This is a genomic window from Rhodococcus sp. USK10 (assembly GCF_019378875.1).
Classification (GTDB): Bacteria; Actinomycetota; Actinomycetes; order Mycobacteriales; family Mycobacteriaceae; genus Rhodococcus_F; species Rhodococcus_F pseudokoreensis.
This window is the reverse complement of record NZ_CP076048.1, coordinates 1,436,279-1,453,240: the sequence shown is the minus strand read 5'-3', so window position 1 is coordinate 1,453,240 and position 16,962 is coordinate 1,436,279. Positions and strand designations below refer to the sequence as shown.

Annotated in this window: 17 protein-coding genes, 1 tRNA gene and 1 pseudogene; 9 read left to right on the top strand and 10 right to left on the bottom strand. The window is 67.5% G+C overall.

Features of this window, described 5'->3' with window-relative positions; translation table 11 throughout:
• The first annotated feature begins 17 nt into the window (after nt 1–17).
• Nucleotides 18–1,754, top strand: coding sequence for a helicase HerA-like domain-containing protein (locus I1A62_RS13715; RefSeq protein ID WP_219458911.1), 1,737 nt, complete (start codon nt 18–20; stop codon nt 1,752–1,754).
• On the opposite strand, the gene cmrA is transcribed toward I1A62_RS13715, so the two are convergent.
• Genes cmrA through I1A62_RS13700 form a run of 3 tightly spaced genes read right to left on the bottom strand, consistent with a single transcriptional unit; the run spans nt 1,755 to nt 5,148 of the window.
• Nucleotides 1,755–2,558 carry a mycolate reductase gene (cmrA, locus tag I1A62_RS13710; protein WP_219458910.1) on the bottom strand — a complete coding sequence of 268 codons (804 nt, stop codon included), beginning with the start codon at nt 2,556–2,558 and terminating at the stop codon, nt 1,755–1,757. It abuts the gene before it with no gap.
• Nucleotides 2,559–2,576: 18 nt separating this feature from the next.
• Nucleotides 2,577–4,601: an NADPH-dependent 2,4-dienoyl-CoA reductase gene (locus I1A62_RS13705; RefSeq protein ID WP_219458909.1), complete on the bottom strand. Its 2,025-nt coding sequence runs from the start codon at nt 4,599–4,601 to the stop codon at nt 2,577–2,579.
• A gap of 13 nt (nt 4,602–4,614) precedes the next feature.
• Nucleotides 4,615–5,148: a PadR family transcriptional regulator gene (locus tag I1A62_RS13700; protein WP_124390084.1), complete on the bottom strand. Its 534-nt coding sequence runs from the start codon at nt 5,146–5,148 to the stop codon at nt 4,615–4,617.
• A 125-nt stretch (nt 5,149–5,273) separates the two neighbouring features.
• Between I1A62_RS13700 and I1A62_RS13695 the strand changes: the two genes are divergently transcribed.
• A complete protein-coding gene (locus I1A62_RS13695) occupies nt 5,274–6,599 on the top strand; it encodes an MFS transporter (RefSeq protein WP_219458908.1) in 1,326 nt (441 codons plus the stop codon).
• On the opposite strand, the gene I1A62_RS13690 is transcribed toward I1A62_RS13695, so the two are convergent.
• The 3 genes from I1A62_RS13690 to I1A62_RS13680 all read right to left on the bottom strand — a co-directional run bounded on the left by I1A62_RS13690 (nt 6,596) and on the right by I1A62_RS13680 (nt 8,837).
• Nucleotides 6,596–7,174: a DUF4203 domain-containing protein gene (locus I1A62_RS13690; RefSeq protein WP_219458907.1), complete on the bottom strand. Its 579-nt coding sequence runs from the start codon at nt 7,172–7,174 to the stop codon at nt 6,596–6,598. The genes I1A62_RS13695 and I1A62_RS13690 overlap by 4 nt on opposite strands.
• 77 nt (nt 7,175–7,251) lie before the next feature.
• Nucleotides 7,252–8,103 carry an alpha/beta fold hydrolase gene (locus I1A62_RS13685; RefSeq protein WP_219458906.1) on the bottom strand — a complete coding sequence of 284 codons (852 nt, stop codon included), beginning with the start codon at nt 8,101–8,103 and terminating at the stop codon, nt 7,252–7,254.
• Between the two features lie 26 nt (nt 8,104–8,129).
• Complete coding sequence (locus I1A62_RS13680; RefSeq protein ID WP_219458905.1) at nt 8,130–8,837, bottom strand: TetR family transcriptional regulator; 708 nt, start codon at nt 8,835–8,837, stop codon at nt 8,130–8,132.
• Nucleotides 8,838–8,955: 118 nt separating this feature from the next.
• On the opposite strand from I1A62_RS13680, the gene I1A62_RS13675 reads away from it, so the two are divergent.
• The 4 genes from I1A62_RS13675 (at nt 8,956) to I1A62_RS13660 (ending at nt 11,844) form a co-directional block, all read left to right on the top strand.
• Nucleotides 8,956–10,065, top strand: coding sequence for a ferredoxin reductase (locus tag I1A62_RS13675; protein WP_124390089.1), 1,110 nt, complete (start codon nt 8,956–8,958; stop codon nt 10,063–10,065).
• Nucleotides 10,066–10,097: 32 nt separating this feature from the next.
• Complete coding sequence (locus I1A62_RS13670) at nt 10,098–11,270, top strand: acyl-CoA desaturase (protein ID WP_219458904.1); 1,173 nt, start codon at nt 10,098–10,100, stop codon at nt 11,268–11,270.
• Between the two features lie 12 nt (nt 11,271–11,282).
• Nucleotides 11,283–11,492 (top strand): hypothetical protein, encoded by a 210-nt coding sequence (locus I1A62_RS13665; protein ID WP_218270211.1) that lies wholly within the window; start codon nt 11,283–11,285, stop codon nt 11,490–11,492.
• Nucleotides 11,493–11,631: 139 nt separating this feature from the next.
• Entirely contained in the window at nt 11,632–11,844 is a 213-nt protein-coding gene (locus I1A62_RS13660) for a hypothetical protein (RefSeq protein ID WP_257890795.1), read from the top strand.
• Nucleotides 11,845–11,908: 64 nt separating this feature from the next.
• Here the strand turns inward: I1A62_RS13660 and gdhA are convergent, their stop codons facing one another.
• Both gdhA and I1A62_RS13650 read right to left on the bottom strand, forming a co-directional pair.
• A complete protein-coding gene (gene gdhA / locus I1A62_RS13655; RefSeq protein WP_124390092.1) occupies nt 11,909–13,252 on the bottom strand; it encodes an NADP-specific glutamate dehydrogenase in 1,344 nt (447 codons plus the stop codon).
• 101 nt (nt 13,253–13,353) lie between these two features.
• Complete coding sequence (locus I1A62_RS13650) at nt 13,354–13,857, bottom strand: helix-turn-helix domain-containing protein (RefSeq protein ID WP_219458902.1); 504 nt, start codon at nt 13,855–13,857, stop codon at nt 13,354–13,356.
• 88 nt (nt 13,858–13,945) lie between these two features.
• Here I1A62_RS13650 and I1A62_RS13645 point away from each other — a divergent pair, with 88 nt between their 5' ends.
• From I1A62_RS13645 to I1A62_RS13635, 3 genes are all read left to right on the top strand, one after another.
• Nucleotides 13,946–14,662, top strand: a complete 717-nt coding sequence (locus I1A62_RS13645; protein ID WP_219458901.1) for an SDR family oxidoreductase — start codon at nt 13,946–13,948, stop codon at nt 14,660–14,662.
• Nucleotides 14,662–15,225, top strand: coding sequence for a PaaI family thioesterase (locus tag I1A62_RS13640; RefSeq protein WP_219458900.1), 564 nt, complete (start codon nt 14,662–14,664; stop codon nt 15,223–15,225). The genes I1A62_RS13645 and I1A62_RS13640 overlap by 1 nt, the downstream gene beginning before the upstream one ends.
• 231 nt (nt 15,226–15,456) lie before the next feature.
• Nucleotides 15,457–16,281, top strand: coding sequence for an alpha/beta fold hydrolase (locus I1A62_RS13635; protein ID WP_124390096.1), 825 nt, complete (start codon nt 15,457–15,459; stop codon nt 16,279–16,281).
• An 86-nt stretch (nt 16,282–16,367) separates the two neighbouring features.
• Here the strand turns inward: I1A62_RS13635 and I1A62_RS13630 are convergent.
• Together I1A62_RS13630 and I1A62_RS13625 are read right to left on the bottom strand one after the other, a co-directional pair.
• Nucleotides 16,368–16,440, bottom strand: a tRNA-Arg gene (locus I1A62_RS13630).
• Between the two features lie 57 nt (nt 16,441–16,497).
• Nucleotides 16,498–16,876 (bottom strand): annotated as a pseudogene (locus I1A62_RS13625) (DUF4345 family protein).
• Between the last annotated feature and the right edge of the window lie 86 nt (nt 16,877–16,962).

The following is a 16,962-nucleotide window of genomic DNA, read 5'->3' as shown; positions in this document are numbered from 1 at the left end:
ATCCGAGGAGGGCTTGGATGACCCCGCAATCCCAGGACGGCGACGCGACCTCGACCCCGGCGGAAAGGGCGGCGGCCGCGAGGGCGGCAGCCGCCGAGGCGGCCAGGGTCGCGGCGGAGGCAGCGGCAGCAGCGGAGGCGGCCGAGCAGGAGGCCCGGGAGGCAGAGGCTGCGGAGAACCGTGTTCCTGCAGGCGTCGCCGCTCCGTCGGGTGCCGCCGCGGACATCGCGGCCGGGTACTCCTCGGAGGGTGCGGCGCTGGAACTGGGAACCGTGGTTCTGGGCGGCGCCGTCGATCCTGCGGCCCGCGTGCGCATCCCCCTCGCGACGATAAACCGGCACGGACTCGTCGCCGGCGCCACCGGGACGGGAAAGACGAAGACGCTGCAGGGTATTGCCGAGCAGCTGTCGGCTGCAGGAGTTCCCGTGGTGATGGCCGACGTGAAGGGCGACCTGTCGGGTCTGTCACAGCCGGGCGAGGCCACCGGCAAGATCACGGCCCGGGCGGCCGAGACGGGCGACGACCAGTGGCGGCCCGCGGGATCCCCCGTGGAATTCCTCTCGCTGGGAACGGAAGGCCTGGGCATCCCCGTCCGCGCGACCATCACCGCGTTCGGGCCGATCCTGCTCGCCAAGGTGCTCGGGCTCAACGAGACTCAGGAGTCCACGCTGGGGCTGATCTTCCACTGGGCCGACGTCCAGGGGCTTGCGCTGCTCGATCTGAAGGACCTGCGATCGGTCATCGCACACCTCACCAGCGACGAGGGCAAGGCCGATCTGAAGGGCATCGGCGGCGTGTCCCCGGCCACGGCCGGTGTGATCCTCAGGGCCCTCGTCAATCTCGAAGCCGGCGGCGGCGACACGTTCTTCGGGGAACCCGAACTCGAGACCGAGGACCTGCTCCGGGTGATCGACGGCACGGGTGTGATCACGTTGTTCGAGTTGGGCGCCCAGGCCGCGCGCCCCGCACTGTTCTCCACGTTCCTGATGTGGGTGCTGGCGGATCTGTTCCAGACCCTGCCCGAGGAAGGCGATCTCGACAAACCCAAGCTCGTCTTCATCTTCGACGAGGCGCACCTGCTGTTCGCGGACGCGTCGAAGGCGTTCCTGCAGCAGGTCGAACAGACCGTGAAGCTCATCCGCTCGAAGGGCGTGGGGGTGTTCTTCTGCACGCAATTGCCGACGGACGTCCCGAACGCGGTGCTGTCGCAACTCGGTGCCCGAATCCAGCACGCGCTGCGCGCCTTCACGCCGGACGACCAGAAGGCCCTGACCAAAACGGTACGGACGTACCCGACCACCGAGAACTACGACCTCGAGAAGGCCCTCACGTCACTGGGCATCGGCGAGGCGATCGTGACGGTCCTGTCGGAACGGGGCGCGCCGACACCGGTGGCCTGGACGAGGATTCGGCCTCCCCGCTCGCTGATGGACACCATCGGCAACGACGCGATCACGGCTGCGGCGTCGTCGAGCCCGCTTCACGCGAAGTACGGGCAGACCGTCGACCGGGAATCGGCGTACGAGAAGCTGACGGCCAAGGTCGCCGGTGCGCCTGCCGCGGAACCGGGCCTCGACCTGCCCCCGCTGCCCGACCCGCCGCCCCCTGCGCCCGCGCAGCCGGAGGGGCCGAACATGGCCGAGCAGATCCTCGGGAACTCCGCGGTGAAGAGTTTCCTCCGCTCGGCCGCGTCGGCGGCAGGCCGTGAGATCTCCCGCAGCATCTTCGGGACCGGGCGACGTCGCAAGCGGTGACTAACTGCCCAGCTTCTTGTAGAACGTCCCGACGATCGGCGCGACCACCGCGCGCGGGCTGTACTGTCCGGCAACGGACATCGCCTTGCTGATGATGCCGGGCACGACGCGCATCTTGTTGTCGGCCAGGCCGTCGAGCGACACCTTGGCGGTGTATTCGCTGGAGATCCACAGGAAGTCGGGCACCAGCCTGTCCACGATCGACGCATCCGCCGGGTCGGGCTCCCCGGTGCGCACCGGTCCGGGGGCGAGCAGGGTGACGTTCACGCCCGTTCCCTTCAGTTCGCCGCGCAGCGATTCGGAGAACGTGTTGACGAACGCTTTGCTGGCCGCGTAGGTGGCGTTGTGGGGGATGGGCATGTTACCCGCCGCCGAGCCGACCATGAGGATCGCCCCGGACCCGCGTTCGATCATCCCGGGCAGCACCGCGAGGGTGAGGTCGTGCACCGCAACGGCGTTGAGCTCCACCTGGGCCCGCTCGTAGGCGGGGTCGAGTCCGGCGACGGGCCCGAACGTGGCGATGCCGGCGTTGTTGCACAGGACGCTGACCTCACGGCCCGCAAGTTCGGTGACCAGCGCGGCCCGCGCGTCCCGATCCGACAGGTCGCACACGCGCACGTCGACCTCGACGCCGTACTTGTCGCGCAGGGTCCCGGCGAGTGACTCCATCACCTCGCCGCGGCGCGCGACGAGGATCAGGGAGTGGCCCCGGGAGGCCAGGTCGGTGGCCAGCGCCTCGCCGATTCCGGACGAGGCGCCGGTCACGACGGCGCGGGCACTGGGGGTGGGGTTCGGCAAGCTCACGGTCAGCAGCGTAGTGCGTCAGATGCGGGCCGCGAGCCGGGTGCCCTGCTCGATGGCGCGCTTGGCGTCGAGTTCGGCGGCGACGTCGGCGCCCCCGATGACATGGGTGGTGACGCCGGCGACGGTCAGTTCGTCGACGAGGTCACGCACCGATTCCTGGCCCGCGCAGATCACGACGTTGTCGACGGCGAGAGTACGGGGCTTCTCCCGCTTGGCGCCGAACGTGATGTGCAGGCCGGCGTCGTCGATGCGCTCGTAGTTGACCCCGGACAGTTCCTGGACGCCCTTGCTCTTCAGCGCCGCCCGGTGGACCCAGCCGGTGGTCTTGGCGAGTCCCGCGCCGATCCGGCCGCTCTTGCGTTGCAGCAGGTACACCTCGCGCGGCGACGGTTCGGGAATGGGTGTGGTGAGGGCGCCCGCCGCGGCCTCCGGTTCGGTGACACCCCACTCCTGCTTCCATTCCTTCAGATCGAGAGTCGGCGAGTGCTCGTGGGTGAGGAACTCGCTGACGTCGACGCCGATCCCGCCGGCTCCGATCACCGCGACCGACCGTCCGACGGGCCTGCCACCCCGGACGACCTCCGGATACGTGAGCACCTTCGGATGGTCGATCCCCGGAATCGACGGGACGCGGGGCGTCACACCGGTCGCGACGATCACCTCGTCGTACGTGCCGACCAGCTCGGTCGCGGTGACGCGGGTGTCGAGCCGGACGTCGACGCCGGCGAGCGGCAGCTGGCGGTTGTAGTACCGGATGGTCTCCGCGAACTCCTCCTTGCCGGGGATCTTGCGGGCGATGCCGAACTGGCCGCCGATCTCCGAATCCGCCTCGAACAGGGTCACCGCGTGGCCGCGCTGAGCCAGGCCGAGCGCCGCGGACAGCCCCGCGGGGCCGGCTCCGACAACGGCGACCCGCTTCGCGGTCCGGGTGGGGGAGAGCGTCAGTTCCGTCTCCCGGCCTGCCCGCGGATTCAGCAGGCACGACACGTGCTTGCGGACGAAGGCGTGGTCGAGGCAGGCCTGGTTGCACGCGATGCACGTGTTGATCTCGTCGGGTGTGCCCGCCTCCGCCTTCCGCACCCAGTCGGGATCGGCGAGCATCGGGCGTGCCATCGAGATCAGCTGTGCGTCACCGCGGGTCAGGATCTCCTCGGCGACCTCCGGCATGTTGATCCGGTTCGACGCGGCCACGGGGATGGTCACGTGCTTCTCGAGTTTGCCGGTGATGCCGGCGAACGCGGCCCGCGGCACCGACGTCACGATCGTGGGAACACGCGATTCGTGCCAGCCGATGTCGGTGTTGATGATGGTGGCGCCCGCCGCCTCCACTTCCTGTGCCAGCGCGACGATCTCGTCCCATGTCTGACCGCCCTCCACGAGGTCGGCCATCGACAGGCGGAAGATGATGATGAAGTCCGGGCCGACCGCCTTGCGCGTGCGGCGGACGATCTCGACGGCCATCCGGCGGCGGTTCTCGGGAGTCCCACCCCACTCGTCGGTGCGCTTGTTGGTGCGCTCGCACAGGAACTGGTTGACGAAGTAGCCTTCGCCGCCCATGATCTCGACGCCGTCGTAGTTGGCCTGCTGCGCGAGACGCGCGCAGCGAACGAAGTTGCGGATCTGCCAGCGGACGCCGCGGCCGGTGAGTTTGCGGGGCCGGAACGGGTTGATCGGCGCCTTGATCGACGAGGCGGAGACACTGAACGGCTGGTAACTGTACCGGCCTGCGTGCAGGATCTGCAGGGCGATCTTGCCGCCCTCGTCGTGCACCGCCTTCGTGATCGCGCGGTGCCTGCGGGCCTCGACACGGTTGGTGAGCTTCGCGCCGAACGGCAACAGCCAGCCCGTCCGGTTGGGCGCGTAACCGCCGGTGACGATCAGCGCGACCCCTCCGCGGGCGCGCTCGGCGAAGTACTCCGCCAGCCGGGGGACGTCCTTGGCGCGGTCCTCGAGTCCGGTGTGGATGGAACCCATGATCACCCGGTTCTTCAGCGTCGTGAAGCCGAGGTCGAGGGGGGCGAGCAGCTGGGGGAACTGTGTCATTGGCGGCGTGTCCTTAGTGTGAGAGCGCGTCGAGTACTTCTTGACACCAGTCGGCGAACCCCTCCTCGACGCGGATTCCGCCGCGCAGGACGAGGTACTGGTGCAGGGCCGCCCCGGAGAGCTGGTCCGGAGCGGGGAAGTCGCGTTTTTCGATCATGCGGTAGACCTCGAGCCGGGCGGCGTGGCCGTCGCGGTGGCGGGCGACCTCGGCCGTGAGTGCGGCGACGTCACCGTGTCGAGCGGCGCGGATCTTCACGGCCAGCTCGTTGCGCAGGTGGTTGGGCTCGGTGGGTTCGGCGATCCAGCGCGCGAGTTCCGCGCTTCCGGCCGCACTGACCCGGTACACCTTCTTGTCGGGACGGCCGTCCTGCGCCACCACCTCGGCGTCGACCCAGCCGGCCTCGTCCATGCGTTTGAGGACGCGGTAGATCTGCTGGTGGGTGGCGCTCTGGAAGAAGCCGATGGACTTGTCGAACCGGCGCGCCAATTCGTACCCCGAGCCGGAGTGCTCGGTCAGGGAGACGAGGAGCGCATGTTCGAGTGCCACGAACGAAGTATGTATGCAACGAGGTGCCTATGCAACTGAGTGCACACTAGGCTGGTCGACCCGAGCCGGATTCTCGTGACGTCAGACCGCACGCACTCCCCACTCGCTCGCATAGGCTCGCGGGCATGAGCACCGACGTTCGTCCGCCGGCCGGGATCGGCGAGGCCGCGACGCGCAGACAGGTTGTCGCGTGGGGGCTGTGGGACTGGGGTTCGGCGGCCTTCAACGCCGTGATCCTCACGTTCGTCTTCTCCGTGTACCTGACTGACGCAGTGGGGGAGGACCTGCCGGGATCGATCTCCGCGAGCACCTGGCTGGGGTGGTCGCTCGGCATCGCCGGTTTCCTCATCGCCGTGCTCGCCCCCGTCACCGGTCAGCGATTCGACGCCGCGGGACGACGCAAGTGGGCGCTCGGCGTCCTCACCTTCGCGACGGTCGGGTGCATGGCGGCGATGTTCCTCGTCCGCGACTCCTATCAGTACCTGTGGCTCGGGCTGGTACTCCTCGCCGCGGGTTCGGTGATCTTCGAACTGGCCGGCGTCCCGTACAACGCGATGCTCAGGCAGGTGTCCACGCCGTCGAACATCGGCAGGGTGTCCGGGTTCGGCTGGGCGATGGGCTATTTCGGTGGGATCGTGCTCCTGCTGCTGTGCTACTTCGGCTTCATCGCCGGGGACGGCGACAGTCGGGGATTCCTCGGGCTCACCACCGACGGCGGCCTGAACATCCGGACGGTCGCGCTGCTGGCCGCCGTCTGGTTCGCGGTCTTCGCGATCCCCGTGCTGGTGAAGGTCCCCGAGCTGCCCCGCACGCACGCGGATCCGGGTGCGGACAAGGCGGGCTTCGTCGAGTCGTACCGGGTGCTGTGGCGGGATCTGCGCGACCTCTGGTCCGCCGACCGGCGCACCGTCTACTTCCTGGTGGCGAGCGCGCTGTTCCGGGACGGACTGGCCGGTGTCTTCACGTTCGGCGCCGTCCTCGCCGTCAACGTCTACGGCATCAGCGCCGGGGACGTGCTGCTGTTCGGCGTCGCCGCCAACGTCGTCTCCGCACTCGGCGCGCTCACCGCAGGACGGTTCGACGACCGGATCGGCCCGAAAACCGTCATCATGACGTCCCTGATCGCGATGATCGTCGTCGGCATCGTTCTGGTGGGGGTGTCCGGGCCTGCCATGTTCTGGATCTTCGGACTGCTGCTGTGCCTGTTCGTCGGGCCTGCGCAGTCGTCCGCGCGCACGTTCCTGGCCCGGATCACTCCGCCCGGACGGGAGGGTCAGATGTTCGGCCTGTATGCGACCACCGGTCGCGCGGTGTCGTTCCTCTCGCCCACCCTGTTCGGGTTGTTCGCGTGGTGGTTCGCGGCGGATCGGGCGGGGATCCTCGGCCTGGTGATCGTGCTCGCGATCGGGCTGGCCGCGCTGACGGTGGTGAAGGCGCCCGAACGCGACTAGCGCCTCGCGCGACTGTCGTCGATCCGGAGCTTCTCCGGGAACAGCCGCCGCTGCGTCAACCAGCCCGCCGCCGCGATGGCGACCCAGACCAGCGACGCGAAGAACTGCTGCACCCCCTCGTTCGGCTGGTCGAGGAAACTCAGCGAGCCGATGGCCATGCCGAGGCCGGTCAGCACCATGCTGGCGCCGCCGAGCGCGGTGAGCCACAGCAGCGCCCGTGCCCGGTACCGGTCGGCGACGAACCCGCAGGCGACGGCGAGCGCGACGATCACGATTCCGCTGAGGATCCAATTGACGTCCTCGGGTTGCAGCACCCGGCTGAGCTTGGCGCCGACCACCGCACCCGCGATGATCCCGATGAAGAATGCGGCAAACTTGAAGATCAGGGTGGTGGCCACCCACACCACGACCGCACCGGTTGCCGCGAACAGGAACGTCGTCCCGAGCGACAGCGACAGCAGCTCGGCGAGCAGCCAGCCGAGGCCGAACCCCGAGGCGAGAACGGCGACGTGGAGTGAACCGACACCGGCGAAGCACAGAACGGCGCCGACCAGAAGGATTGCGATGCCACTCATGGTGCCCTCCCAGGGTGCACGAGACGAGTAGTGCCATCAAACCAGAACGCACGCCCCGCCGCGGGGAACGGTGGATTTCAGTTCGGTGTGGTTCCGCTGCGCGTGCGGATCGCGTCCGCGAGAGCGTCGGGACGCTGCTCGGGGATCCAGTGGGTGGCGCCGTCGAGCACGACGAATTCGTACGGCGCATCGACGAACTCGCCGCACCGCTCGGCTCCGGCCCGGCCCAGCGCCGTGTCTCCGGTGCTCCAGACGTACGTCGTGGGAACGGTGACGGCGGGTGTCTCCGCGAAGTCGCTCGTCATCGCGCGGTACCAGTTCAGCGCGGCGGTCAGCGCTCCCGGTTCACCGAGCAGCGCGACGTGCTCGTCGACGAGTGCCGGCGGGACGACGTCACCGAACATCGCGCGCAGCGCCTGCGCGTCGTCGCGGAGCAGGACCCGTTCGGCCTTACCCTCCGTTCTCAGGAGACGGATGTAGGAGGAGCGTTCCTTCTGATCGGCGTCCTCGCGCAACGCCCAGCCGAACGCGGCGGGATGGGGCACCGAGACGGCGGTGAGCGAGATGATCCGGTCGGGGTGCCGCGCCGCGACGACCCACGCCACGGCGGCGCCCCAGTCGTGGCCGACGAGATGCGCCCTCTCGAGGCCGAGTGCGTCGAGGAGTCCGACGACGTCCGCGACGAGGTGGTCGATCCCGTAGGCGTCGACGCCGTCGGGTCGCGCACCGGGTGAGTACCCACGCTGGTTCGGTGCGTACGTCCGCAGACCGGACTCGTTCAGCAGCGCGCTGACGGGTGCCCAGGACGCGGCGCTCTCCGGAAACCCGTGCAGCAGAACGACGGGCACCCCGTCGGCCGGACCGCTGATCGTGACGTCGAATGTCAGGTCGCCGAGAGTGACGTGCGCGTGTTCCGAGGTTGACAACATGCCCCCACCGTACGGCGAGAGCGCGGCTACGTTCCCGGATTCCACCCGCTCATGCCGAGCATGATCAGGCGCAGCTGCCGTTCGGCGCGCGCGACGACCTCGGCCTCGGTTCGGCTCCCGGGGCGATCGGTCTCGAGCAGATCGACGACGACCGCGAACATGGTGGACACGATGAGGTCGGCCGCCATCTCCAGGTCGTCGTGGTCCCAGGACTGCAGGCCGTCGATGCGGGACAGATCGACCGTGAGTTCGCTGACGAACAGCTTCATCTCGGTCGCGATCGCACGGCGAATTTCCGGCACCCCGCCGTAACGTTCGCGGCTGAGGAACCGGAACTGCGCCTCGTGGGTGCGGACCTGCCGCACGAGGATGTCGAGCGACGCGCCTGCGCTCTTCGTGCTCGGGGTGCGGCGGGCGTCGCGCAGCATCTGCCGCAGAATCCGCATGCCCTCCTCGACGAGCACCACACCGAGTTCCTCGATGGACGCGAAATGGCGGTAGAACGCGGTGGGCACGATTCCCGCGGTGCGGGCGATCTCGCGCAGGCTCACGCCGGCGAAACTGCGGTCCGCCATCAGTTCGAGCGTGCCGTCGAGGAGGGCCTTCCTCGTGCGCTCCTTCCGCGCTGCCCTGCTCTCGGGTTCGGCGCCGGTCGACTGACTCACGGCAGTGAGTGTATTCGCGGGGGAGAGCACCGCCACCACCTCCGGGTGTTCGCGATCGTCTTCCGGCATGTACATCCGATCCCCGCCTCGAGTGTGCGTGCGGTCACATTGTGATTGACAAGTTCCTGTCTCCCTCTGTCACACTATTGTCAGTGTACAACCGTGCACTCAAATGGAGGAGGCCGACGTGTCAGTTGCCCACACCAGTCGTCCGGCGGAGGGACGCAGGTTCTCGCTGCTGTCGTTGTTCGAGGCGATGGCCACTCCGCACCAGCTCGACCGCTATCTCGAACTCGTCACGCCGATGGTCACCGTGCGCGACCTCCGCGCCGAAGTCGCCCTGGTCCGGCGGTCCACCGCCGACACCGTCACCCTCACGCTGCGCCCCACCCGCCAGTGGCGCGGATTTCGTGCGGGGCAGTTCGTGCAGGTCGGGGTCGTGATCGACGGGGTTCGGCACACCCGCTGCTACTCGCCCGCCAATGCGCAGTCGTCCACCGACGGACACGTCGAGTTGACGATCAAGGCGCATCCCGACGGACTCGTCTCGCAATATCTGCATGCGCAGGCGCGCCCCGGACTCGTGCTCGACCTGACTCAGGCCGCGGGCGAATTCACCCTTCCGTCTCCTCGCCCTCGCCGGCTCCTGCTGGTGAGCGGAGGCAGCGGAATCACCCCGGTTCTGTCGATGCTGCGCACCCTCGTCGACGAGGAGCACGTCGGAAGCATCACTTTTCTGCACTACGCGTACACCGAAAACGACGTCGCGTACCTCGACGAGTTGCGCGCACTCGCGGACGCCAACGCCAACGTCTCACTCGTGCTGGCGTACACCGACCAGGAGGCCGGCGGGCACCTGCACGGGTTCTTCGGTCAGGAGCACCTCGACGCGGTCGCGCCCTGGTACGCCGACGCCGAGACGTTCCTGTGCGGTCCGCCCGGACTGATGCGCGGCGTCCGGGAGGTGTACCGCGAACTCGGCATCGAGGACCGTCTGCACACCGAGGAGTTCGCTCCCGCCGCGACCCCGGCGGAAGGGGAGGCCGGTGGCGCGGTGTCCTTCACCGCCAGCGGCGTCACCGCCGACAACTCCGGTGCGACGCTGCTCGAACAGGCGGAAGCCGCCGGACTCCATCCCGAGTACGGCTGCCGGATGGGCATCTGCTTCTCCTGCACCACGGTGAAGACATCGGGGTGCACCAGGAACGTCCGCACCGGCGACACCGACACAGACCCGGACAAGGCGATTCAGCTGTGCGTCTCGGTCCCGGTGGGCGACGTCGCCCTCGACATCTGACTTTCACCCGACATCAACGTTTGGAGACCGACATGTTTGGACTCTCACTCTCGTTCCTCCCGTTCGTCGGCGGCGCCGACGGTCCCCGCAACGCCGCCCCGGTGGTGCTCAGTCACGACCAGGTCGAAGAGATCGGCAGGGAATTGGACGCCCTCCGCGACCGGACGGTCGCGGACCTCGGCGCCGAGGACCGCGAGTACATCTACAAGATCATCAAGGCGCAGAGGGGATTCGAGGTTGCAGGCCGCGGTCTGATGTACCTCGGCTTCTTCCCGCCGGCCTGGATCGCCGGCGTCGGAGCCCTCGGCGTGTCGAAAATTCTCGACAACATGGAGATCGGCCACAACGTCATGCACGGTCAGTACGACTGGATGCGTGAACCCGGTCTGAACTCGCGCGTGTTCGAATGGGATACCGTCTGCCCGGCCGACCAGTGGAAGCACTCCCACAACTACATGCACCACACGTACACCAACATCCTGGGCCGGGACCGGGACATCGGCTACGGCATCCTGCGGATCGACGAGGCGCAGAAGTGGAACCCCTACTACCTGGGGAACCCGGTCTACGCGTTCTTCCTCATGATGCTGTTCGAGTGGGGCGTCATGATGCACGACCTGGAAGCCGAGAACGTGATCCAGGGCAAGCGGAAGTGGCACGACGTCAAGCCGCTGTTGAAGGGCTGGTGGCGCAAGGCGGGCAGGCAGGTGCTCAAGGACTACGTGATCTTCCCGGCGCTCACCGGGCCGCTGTTCGTCCCGACCCTGCTCGGCAACGTGACCGCCAACCTGATCCGCAACGTGTGGGCGTACTCCATCATCTTCTGCGGCCATTTCCCCACCGGCGTGCAGAGTTTCACCGAGGACGAGACCGCGGAGGAAACCCGCGGCGAATGGTACGTCCGGCAGATGCTCGGCAGCGCGAACATCGAGGGAAGCCCGCTGTTCCACATCATGTCCGGCAACCTGTCCCACCAGATCGAGCACCATCTGTTCCCGGACCTGCCCGCTCACCGGTACCCGGAGATGGCCCCCGTCGTGAAGGCGCTGTGCGAGAAGCACGGCCTGCCCTACAACACCGGCGGCTTCTTCAAGCAGATCGGCTCCGTGTGGGCGAAGATCTTCAAGTTCGCACTGCCGCCCGGTCTCGTCTCGTCCGACACCCCTCCCGGTGTTATCTTCGAGCGGCAGAAGACTGCAGCCTGAGAGGCGAAAAACATGGTGGGGAAGTTCGAGCGGCGCAAGGACACCGTGCAGGAGTTGACGGAGTCGGCGGCCACACACGTGGGCCAGATCGCGACGATCATCGCGGGCGCCGTCCGGGACGTCACCCGGGAGATCGGCGACTGGGTGTCCGACGGCATCGAGATGCGCGAGGCTGCGAAGAAGGCCCGCGAAGACGAGGGCGAGGACGAGACGGCCGACTGAGCAACCGGCCGGGGCGTATCGACCCAGGGTAGAGATGGGGTCGCCGAGGGTGCGTTCACTGCACCCTCGGCGGCCTTTCTGCGGACGAGGCCGAGGCCGATGCTGGTTGCAGCACGAAAACCGCCCCCGAAAGGAACCCATGTCTCCCACCACGATCTCCACCACGGCGCGCATCGCCCTCGCCGGATTTGCGGCCCTTGCCATTTCGTTGACCGGCGCCGCAGGTATGGCCGCGGCCAAGCCGATCTGCGAGACCGGCTGTTCCCAGCCTCTGCCCACCAAGAACCCCAGGCCCGACGTCAAGCAGATGTGCTGGGTCGAATGGGGTCAGACACAGTGCCAGGTGAGCTGACGCGCTCGTGCTGTCGGAGGGTGGGGTGTGGCGTCGACGGCCACGCCCGGACTCTTCGTTGCTGCTAGATGACTCCGAGCGAGATCATGGCGTCGGCGACCTTCACGAAACCGGCGATGTTCGCGCCGTGCACGTAATCGCCCGGCATGCCGTACTCGGCGGCGGTGGCGATGGTGCGTTCGTGGATGCCGCGCATGATCCCGGCCAACCGTTCGTCGGTGTATTCGAAGCCCCACGAGTCACGGGATGCGTTCTGCTGCATCTCGAGAGCCGACGTCGCGACCCCGCCCGCGTTGGCTGCCTTGCCCGGTGCGAATGCCACTGCGGCATCGCGGAACACCTGGACGCCCTGCGGGGTGGTCGGCATGTTCGCGCCCTCCGCCACCGCCTGCACACCATTCGTGACCAGCGTCTTGGCTGCTGCTTCGTCGAGTTCGTTCTGGGTGGCGCAGGGGAGTGCGACGTCGCACGGCACATCCCAGATGGAACCGTTCGGCACGAACCGGGCGTGCGGCACGGTGTCCGCGTACTCGCTGATCCGTCCGCGCCGCACCTCCTTGATCTCTTTCAGGAGTTCGACGTCGATGCCCTTCTCGTCGACGACGTATCCCGCAGAATCGGAGGCCGCGATCGCGATTCCGCCGAGTTGGTGCACCTTCTCGATCGCGTAGATCGCGACGTTTCCGGAACCGGAGACGACGACGGTCTTGCCGTCGAGTGAGCTGTTCGCGGTTTTCAGCATCTCGGCGACGAAATAGGCGACGCCGTACCCGGTGGCCTCGCGGCGCACCTGCGAGCCGCCCCAGGTGAGTCCCTTGCCGGTGAGGACGCCCGACTCGTAGGAGTTGGTGAGGCGCTTGTACTGGCCGAACAGGTAGCCGATCTCGCGTCCGCCGACCCCGATGTCACCGGCGGGCACGTCGGTGTATTCACCGATGTGGCGATGCAGTTCGGTCATGAACGACTGGCAGAAGCGCATGATCTCGGCCTCGGAACGACCCTTGGGGTCGAAGTCGGAGCCGCCTTTGCCGCCGCCGATCGGAAGCCCGGTGAGGGCGTTCTTGAAGATCTGCTCGAACCCGAGGAATTTCACGATTCCCAGGTTCACACTGGGGTGGAACCGCAGCCCACCCTTGTAGGGGCCGAGCACGCTGTTGTACTGCACGCGGAAACCGCGGTTGACGTGCACGTTGCCCGAATCGTCGACCCACGGCACCCGGAAGATGATCTGACGTTCGGGCTCGCACAGCCTCTCGATCAGTCCGGAATCGGCATAGTGCGGACGATGCTCGAGCACGACCTGGAGCGATTCGAAGACCTCCGCGGCGGCCTGGTGGAACTCGGGTTCTCCGGCGTTCCGCAGGCGGACCTGCTCGTAGATCTCTGCTACCCGGTCGCGCGTTGACACAGACCACCCCTGCCTTACGTGTGAGGACTTCTTTACCTGACGTTTACATCGGAAACTATAGACCGGTGTCGGGACGTCCTGTATCGGGCCGTGTCGGGAGGTCAGGGTTCCCGTCGAGGTGTGCGGGAATGCATTGCGACAGTGGTGTTCTCGACCGCCTCGCCGCAGTGCGCGCAACGGTGCTCCAGTTCCAGCGAGTGCCCGCACTCGTGCACGAGCACCGACGGAGCCTCGTCGACGGCCCACTTGCTGCCCCACTGGAACAGGGAGAGCAGTAGTGGTCGCAGATCTTCGCCCGCGGGGGTGAGGTGGTACTCGAAGCGGGGCGGGTGCTCGGAGTACTGCCTGCGTTCGATGACGCCGACCTCCTCCAGTTTGCGCAGTCGCGCGGTGAGGATGTCGCGCGAGACGCCGATGTAGCCCGCGATCCGGTCGAAGCGGTGCACTCCATAGGACAGTTCGCGGATCACCAGCATCGACCAGCGGTCGCCGATCAATTCCATGGTGGCGGCGATGGCGCACGGTCTCGGCGCCAGGGGCATGCGGTCCATGACGATCTCGGGGTTTGCTGGCTGGGTGTCGCCGTTGCTCATGCTCTCCATCATAGAGGGTTGTGTTTTCCAACTGATAGGGATTACTGTCGTCGGCATAGTTAGTTTGAAAATCAGACTTACTCACCTCGAAGGGGTCGTCATGACCACGATTCAAGATCGAACCGTGCTGGTCACCGGGGCCAGTCGCGGGCTCGGGCGGGCTTTCGTCGCCGAGGCGCTCGCACGAGGAGCGCGCACGGTCTACGCGTCGGCGCGCGACACGTCCACGATCGACGGGCACCCGCGGGTCGTGCCCATTCAGCTGGATGTCACGAACCCCGAGTCGGTCTATGCCGCAGCCGAACTCGTCGGGGATCTCGGCGTACTGATCAACAACGCCGGAATCCTCGTCGGCGAGTCGCCGCTCACGGGCGATCTGGACGGGATGCGCCGCGAACTCGAAACCAATCTCTACGGGCCGCTCAACGTGACGCGCGCGCTCGCGCCGATCATCGCCGCCAACGGCGGTGGCGCGATCCTCAACGTGCACTCCGTGCTGTCGTGGCTGGCGATCGGCGGCTCCTACAGCGTCTCGAAAGCCGCCCTGTGGAGCGCCACCAACGCCATGCGCGCCGAACTCGCGGCGCAGAACATTCAGGTGGTCGGGCTGCATCTCGGATACATGGACACCGACATGACCAGTGGTCTGGACGTGGAGAAGATCTCCGCGGCCGACGTCGCGCGACTGGCCTTCGACGGCATCGAGTCCGGCGCGCACGAGGTGCTCGCCGACGACACCACCCGCACCGTCAAGGCGGCGCTGTCCGGCGACCTCGACGTCCTCTATCCGCAGCCGGCGCAGAGGGGAGCCGCATAGTGAACGCGTTCGGAAACGGCAAAGTGTCGACGGTCGAGAGCCTGCCGGACGCCGACGAGTGGGGCGAGACACGGTCGAAGATCGTGGAATGGCACGACCCGGCACGTCCGGCGCGCAAGGCCCGGGAACTCGACGGCCTCACCTACCTGCGGTCGATTCTCGACGGCAGCATTCCGGCGCCGCCCATCGCCAGCCTGATGAACCTGCGGTTCCTCGAGGCCGAACCCGGGAGGGTGGCCTTCGCGCTCGATCCCGACGAATCGCAGTACAACCCGATCGGTGCCATCCACGGCGGCGCCGTGTGCACGCTGCTCGATTCGGTCGCCGGCTGCGCTGTGCACACCACGTTGCCCGCAGGGTGGGGGTACACGTCCGTCGAGATCAAGGTCAACTACATCCGCGGGGCGACCCGCGACTCCGGGGCGCTCAGCGCCACCGGTGTCGTGAAGAAGGCGGGCCGCCGCATCGCCTTCGCGGAAGGGGAGGTCACCGACTCGCAGGGCCGCCTCGTGGCCACCGCCACCAGCACGCTGCTGGTGTTCGAGGTTCCCCCGCCGAGCTGACGCCGGACGGTCGGGAAACCCGCCACTCGCGGAGGAAAGTGGCGGGTCCCGATGCACCGTTGCCCCGTCGGGTTGGGGCGATGCGCGAACAAGACTAATCAGTCGGTTTGCTACGCGCGAGTACGCGAGCACCGCCGCCGGTCGAAGCAGCCCTACGGCATACCGAAGTTTGATGTACTGAATTCCGTCCTCATCAGCGTCATTCCCGGAGCGGTCAAGGAAGGCACATTCATGGGCACGATCACCACGCAGGACGGCACGGAGATCTTCTACAAGGACTGGGGAACCGGTCAGCCCATCGTGTTCAGCCACGGCTGGCCGCTGTCGGCCGACGACTGGGACGCCCAGATGCTGTTCTTCCTCCAGCACGGTTATCGAGTGATCGCCCACGACCGGCGCGGGCATGGACGCTCCACGCAGACCGGCGACGGCCACGACATGGACCACTACGCCGACGACCTCGCGGAGTTGACCGCACATCTCGACCTCCAGAACGCCATCCACGTCGGCCACTCGACCGGCGGCGGCGAGGTCGCGCACTACCTCGCGCGACACGGCGAGAGTCGGGTGTCGAAGGCCGCACTGATCAGTGCGGTGCCGCCGCTGATGGTGCAGACGGACGCGAACCCGGGCGGCCTTCCCAAGGCCGTGTTCGACGACCTGCAGGCGCAACTCGCGGCCAACCGTTCCGTCTTCTACCGCGACCTGCCGTCGGGGCCGTTCTACGGATTCAACCGGCCGGGAGTCGAGTCCTCGGAGGCGATCATCGAGAATTGGTGGCGGCAAGGGATGATGGGCGGGGCCAAGGCCCACTACGACGGCATCGTCGCCTTCTCGCAGACCGATTTCACCGAGGACCTGAAGAAGATCACAGTGCCGGTGCTCGTGATGCACAGCGAGGACGACCAGATCGTTCCCTACGCCGACGCCGGACCCCTGTCCGCGAAGCTCCTCGCCAACGGGACGTTGAAGACGTACAAGGACTTCCCCCACGGCATGCCCACCACTCAGGCGGAGACGATCAACGCCGACCTGCTGGCGTTCCTGAAGGAGTGACCCGAGGTCCCGCTGCCGGCACCCCCGATTCCCTGACTGTGCAGGTGATCGGGGGTTTTCGCCGTCCCAGGACTTGGTCGAATGAGTGCCCCCGGCAGGATTCGAACCTGCGACCAAGAGATTAGAAGGCTCTTGCTCTATCCCCTGAGCTACGGAGGCGCGCAGCAAATATTACCTGCCGCCCCGAGTGCTCCGACCGGGGCTGGGGTGTGGGCGTCACGAGCTCGAGGCCGCCGCGCAGAGCAGCAGTCCCGCCAGAACGAGTTCGACGACGAAGTAGAACCACACGGGGTAGAAGCGCGTCGGCCGGTCGGTGAGGGCGGCGACGATCCGGCCGAACGCCATCCCCAGCAGGGCGACGGCCACCGTCACGACGGCGACCGATCGGATGCCGTGGGGCGTCGAAGGCCGCGAAGAAGAGCAGGCCCGCCACCGCGACACCGAAGCCGCCGTAGACCGCGCGCACCTCGGCGCGGGCAGTCGCCGAATCCGCGGTCAGACCGAACGGTGCGACCAGGCGGGCGGGCAGGGCGAGCCCGTAGACGCCCATGCCTGCGAAGAACAGCGCCACCACGATGATCAGAAACTCCGCCATCTCAGCCTCTCGTTCTCACGGGACACGTCCTCGTCGACGGTAGCCGCAAACGGCGACCGACCCTCGCGTCTCCGACGGCCTGTCGT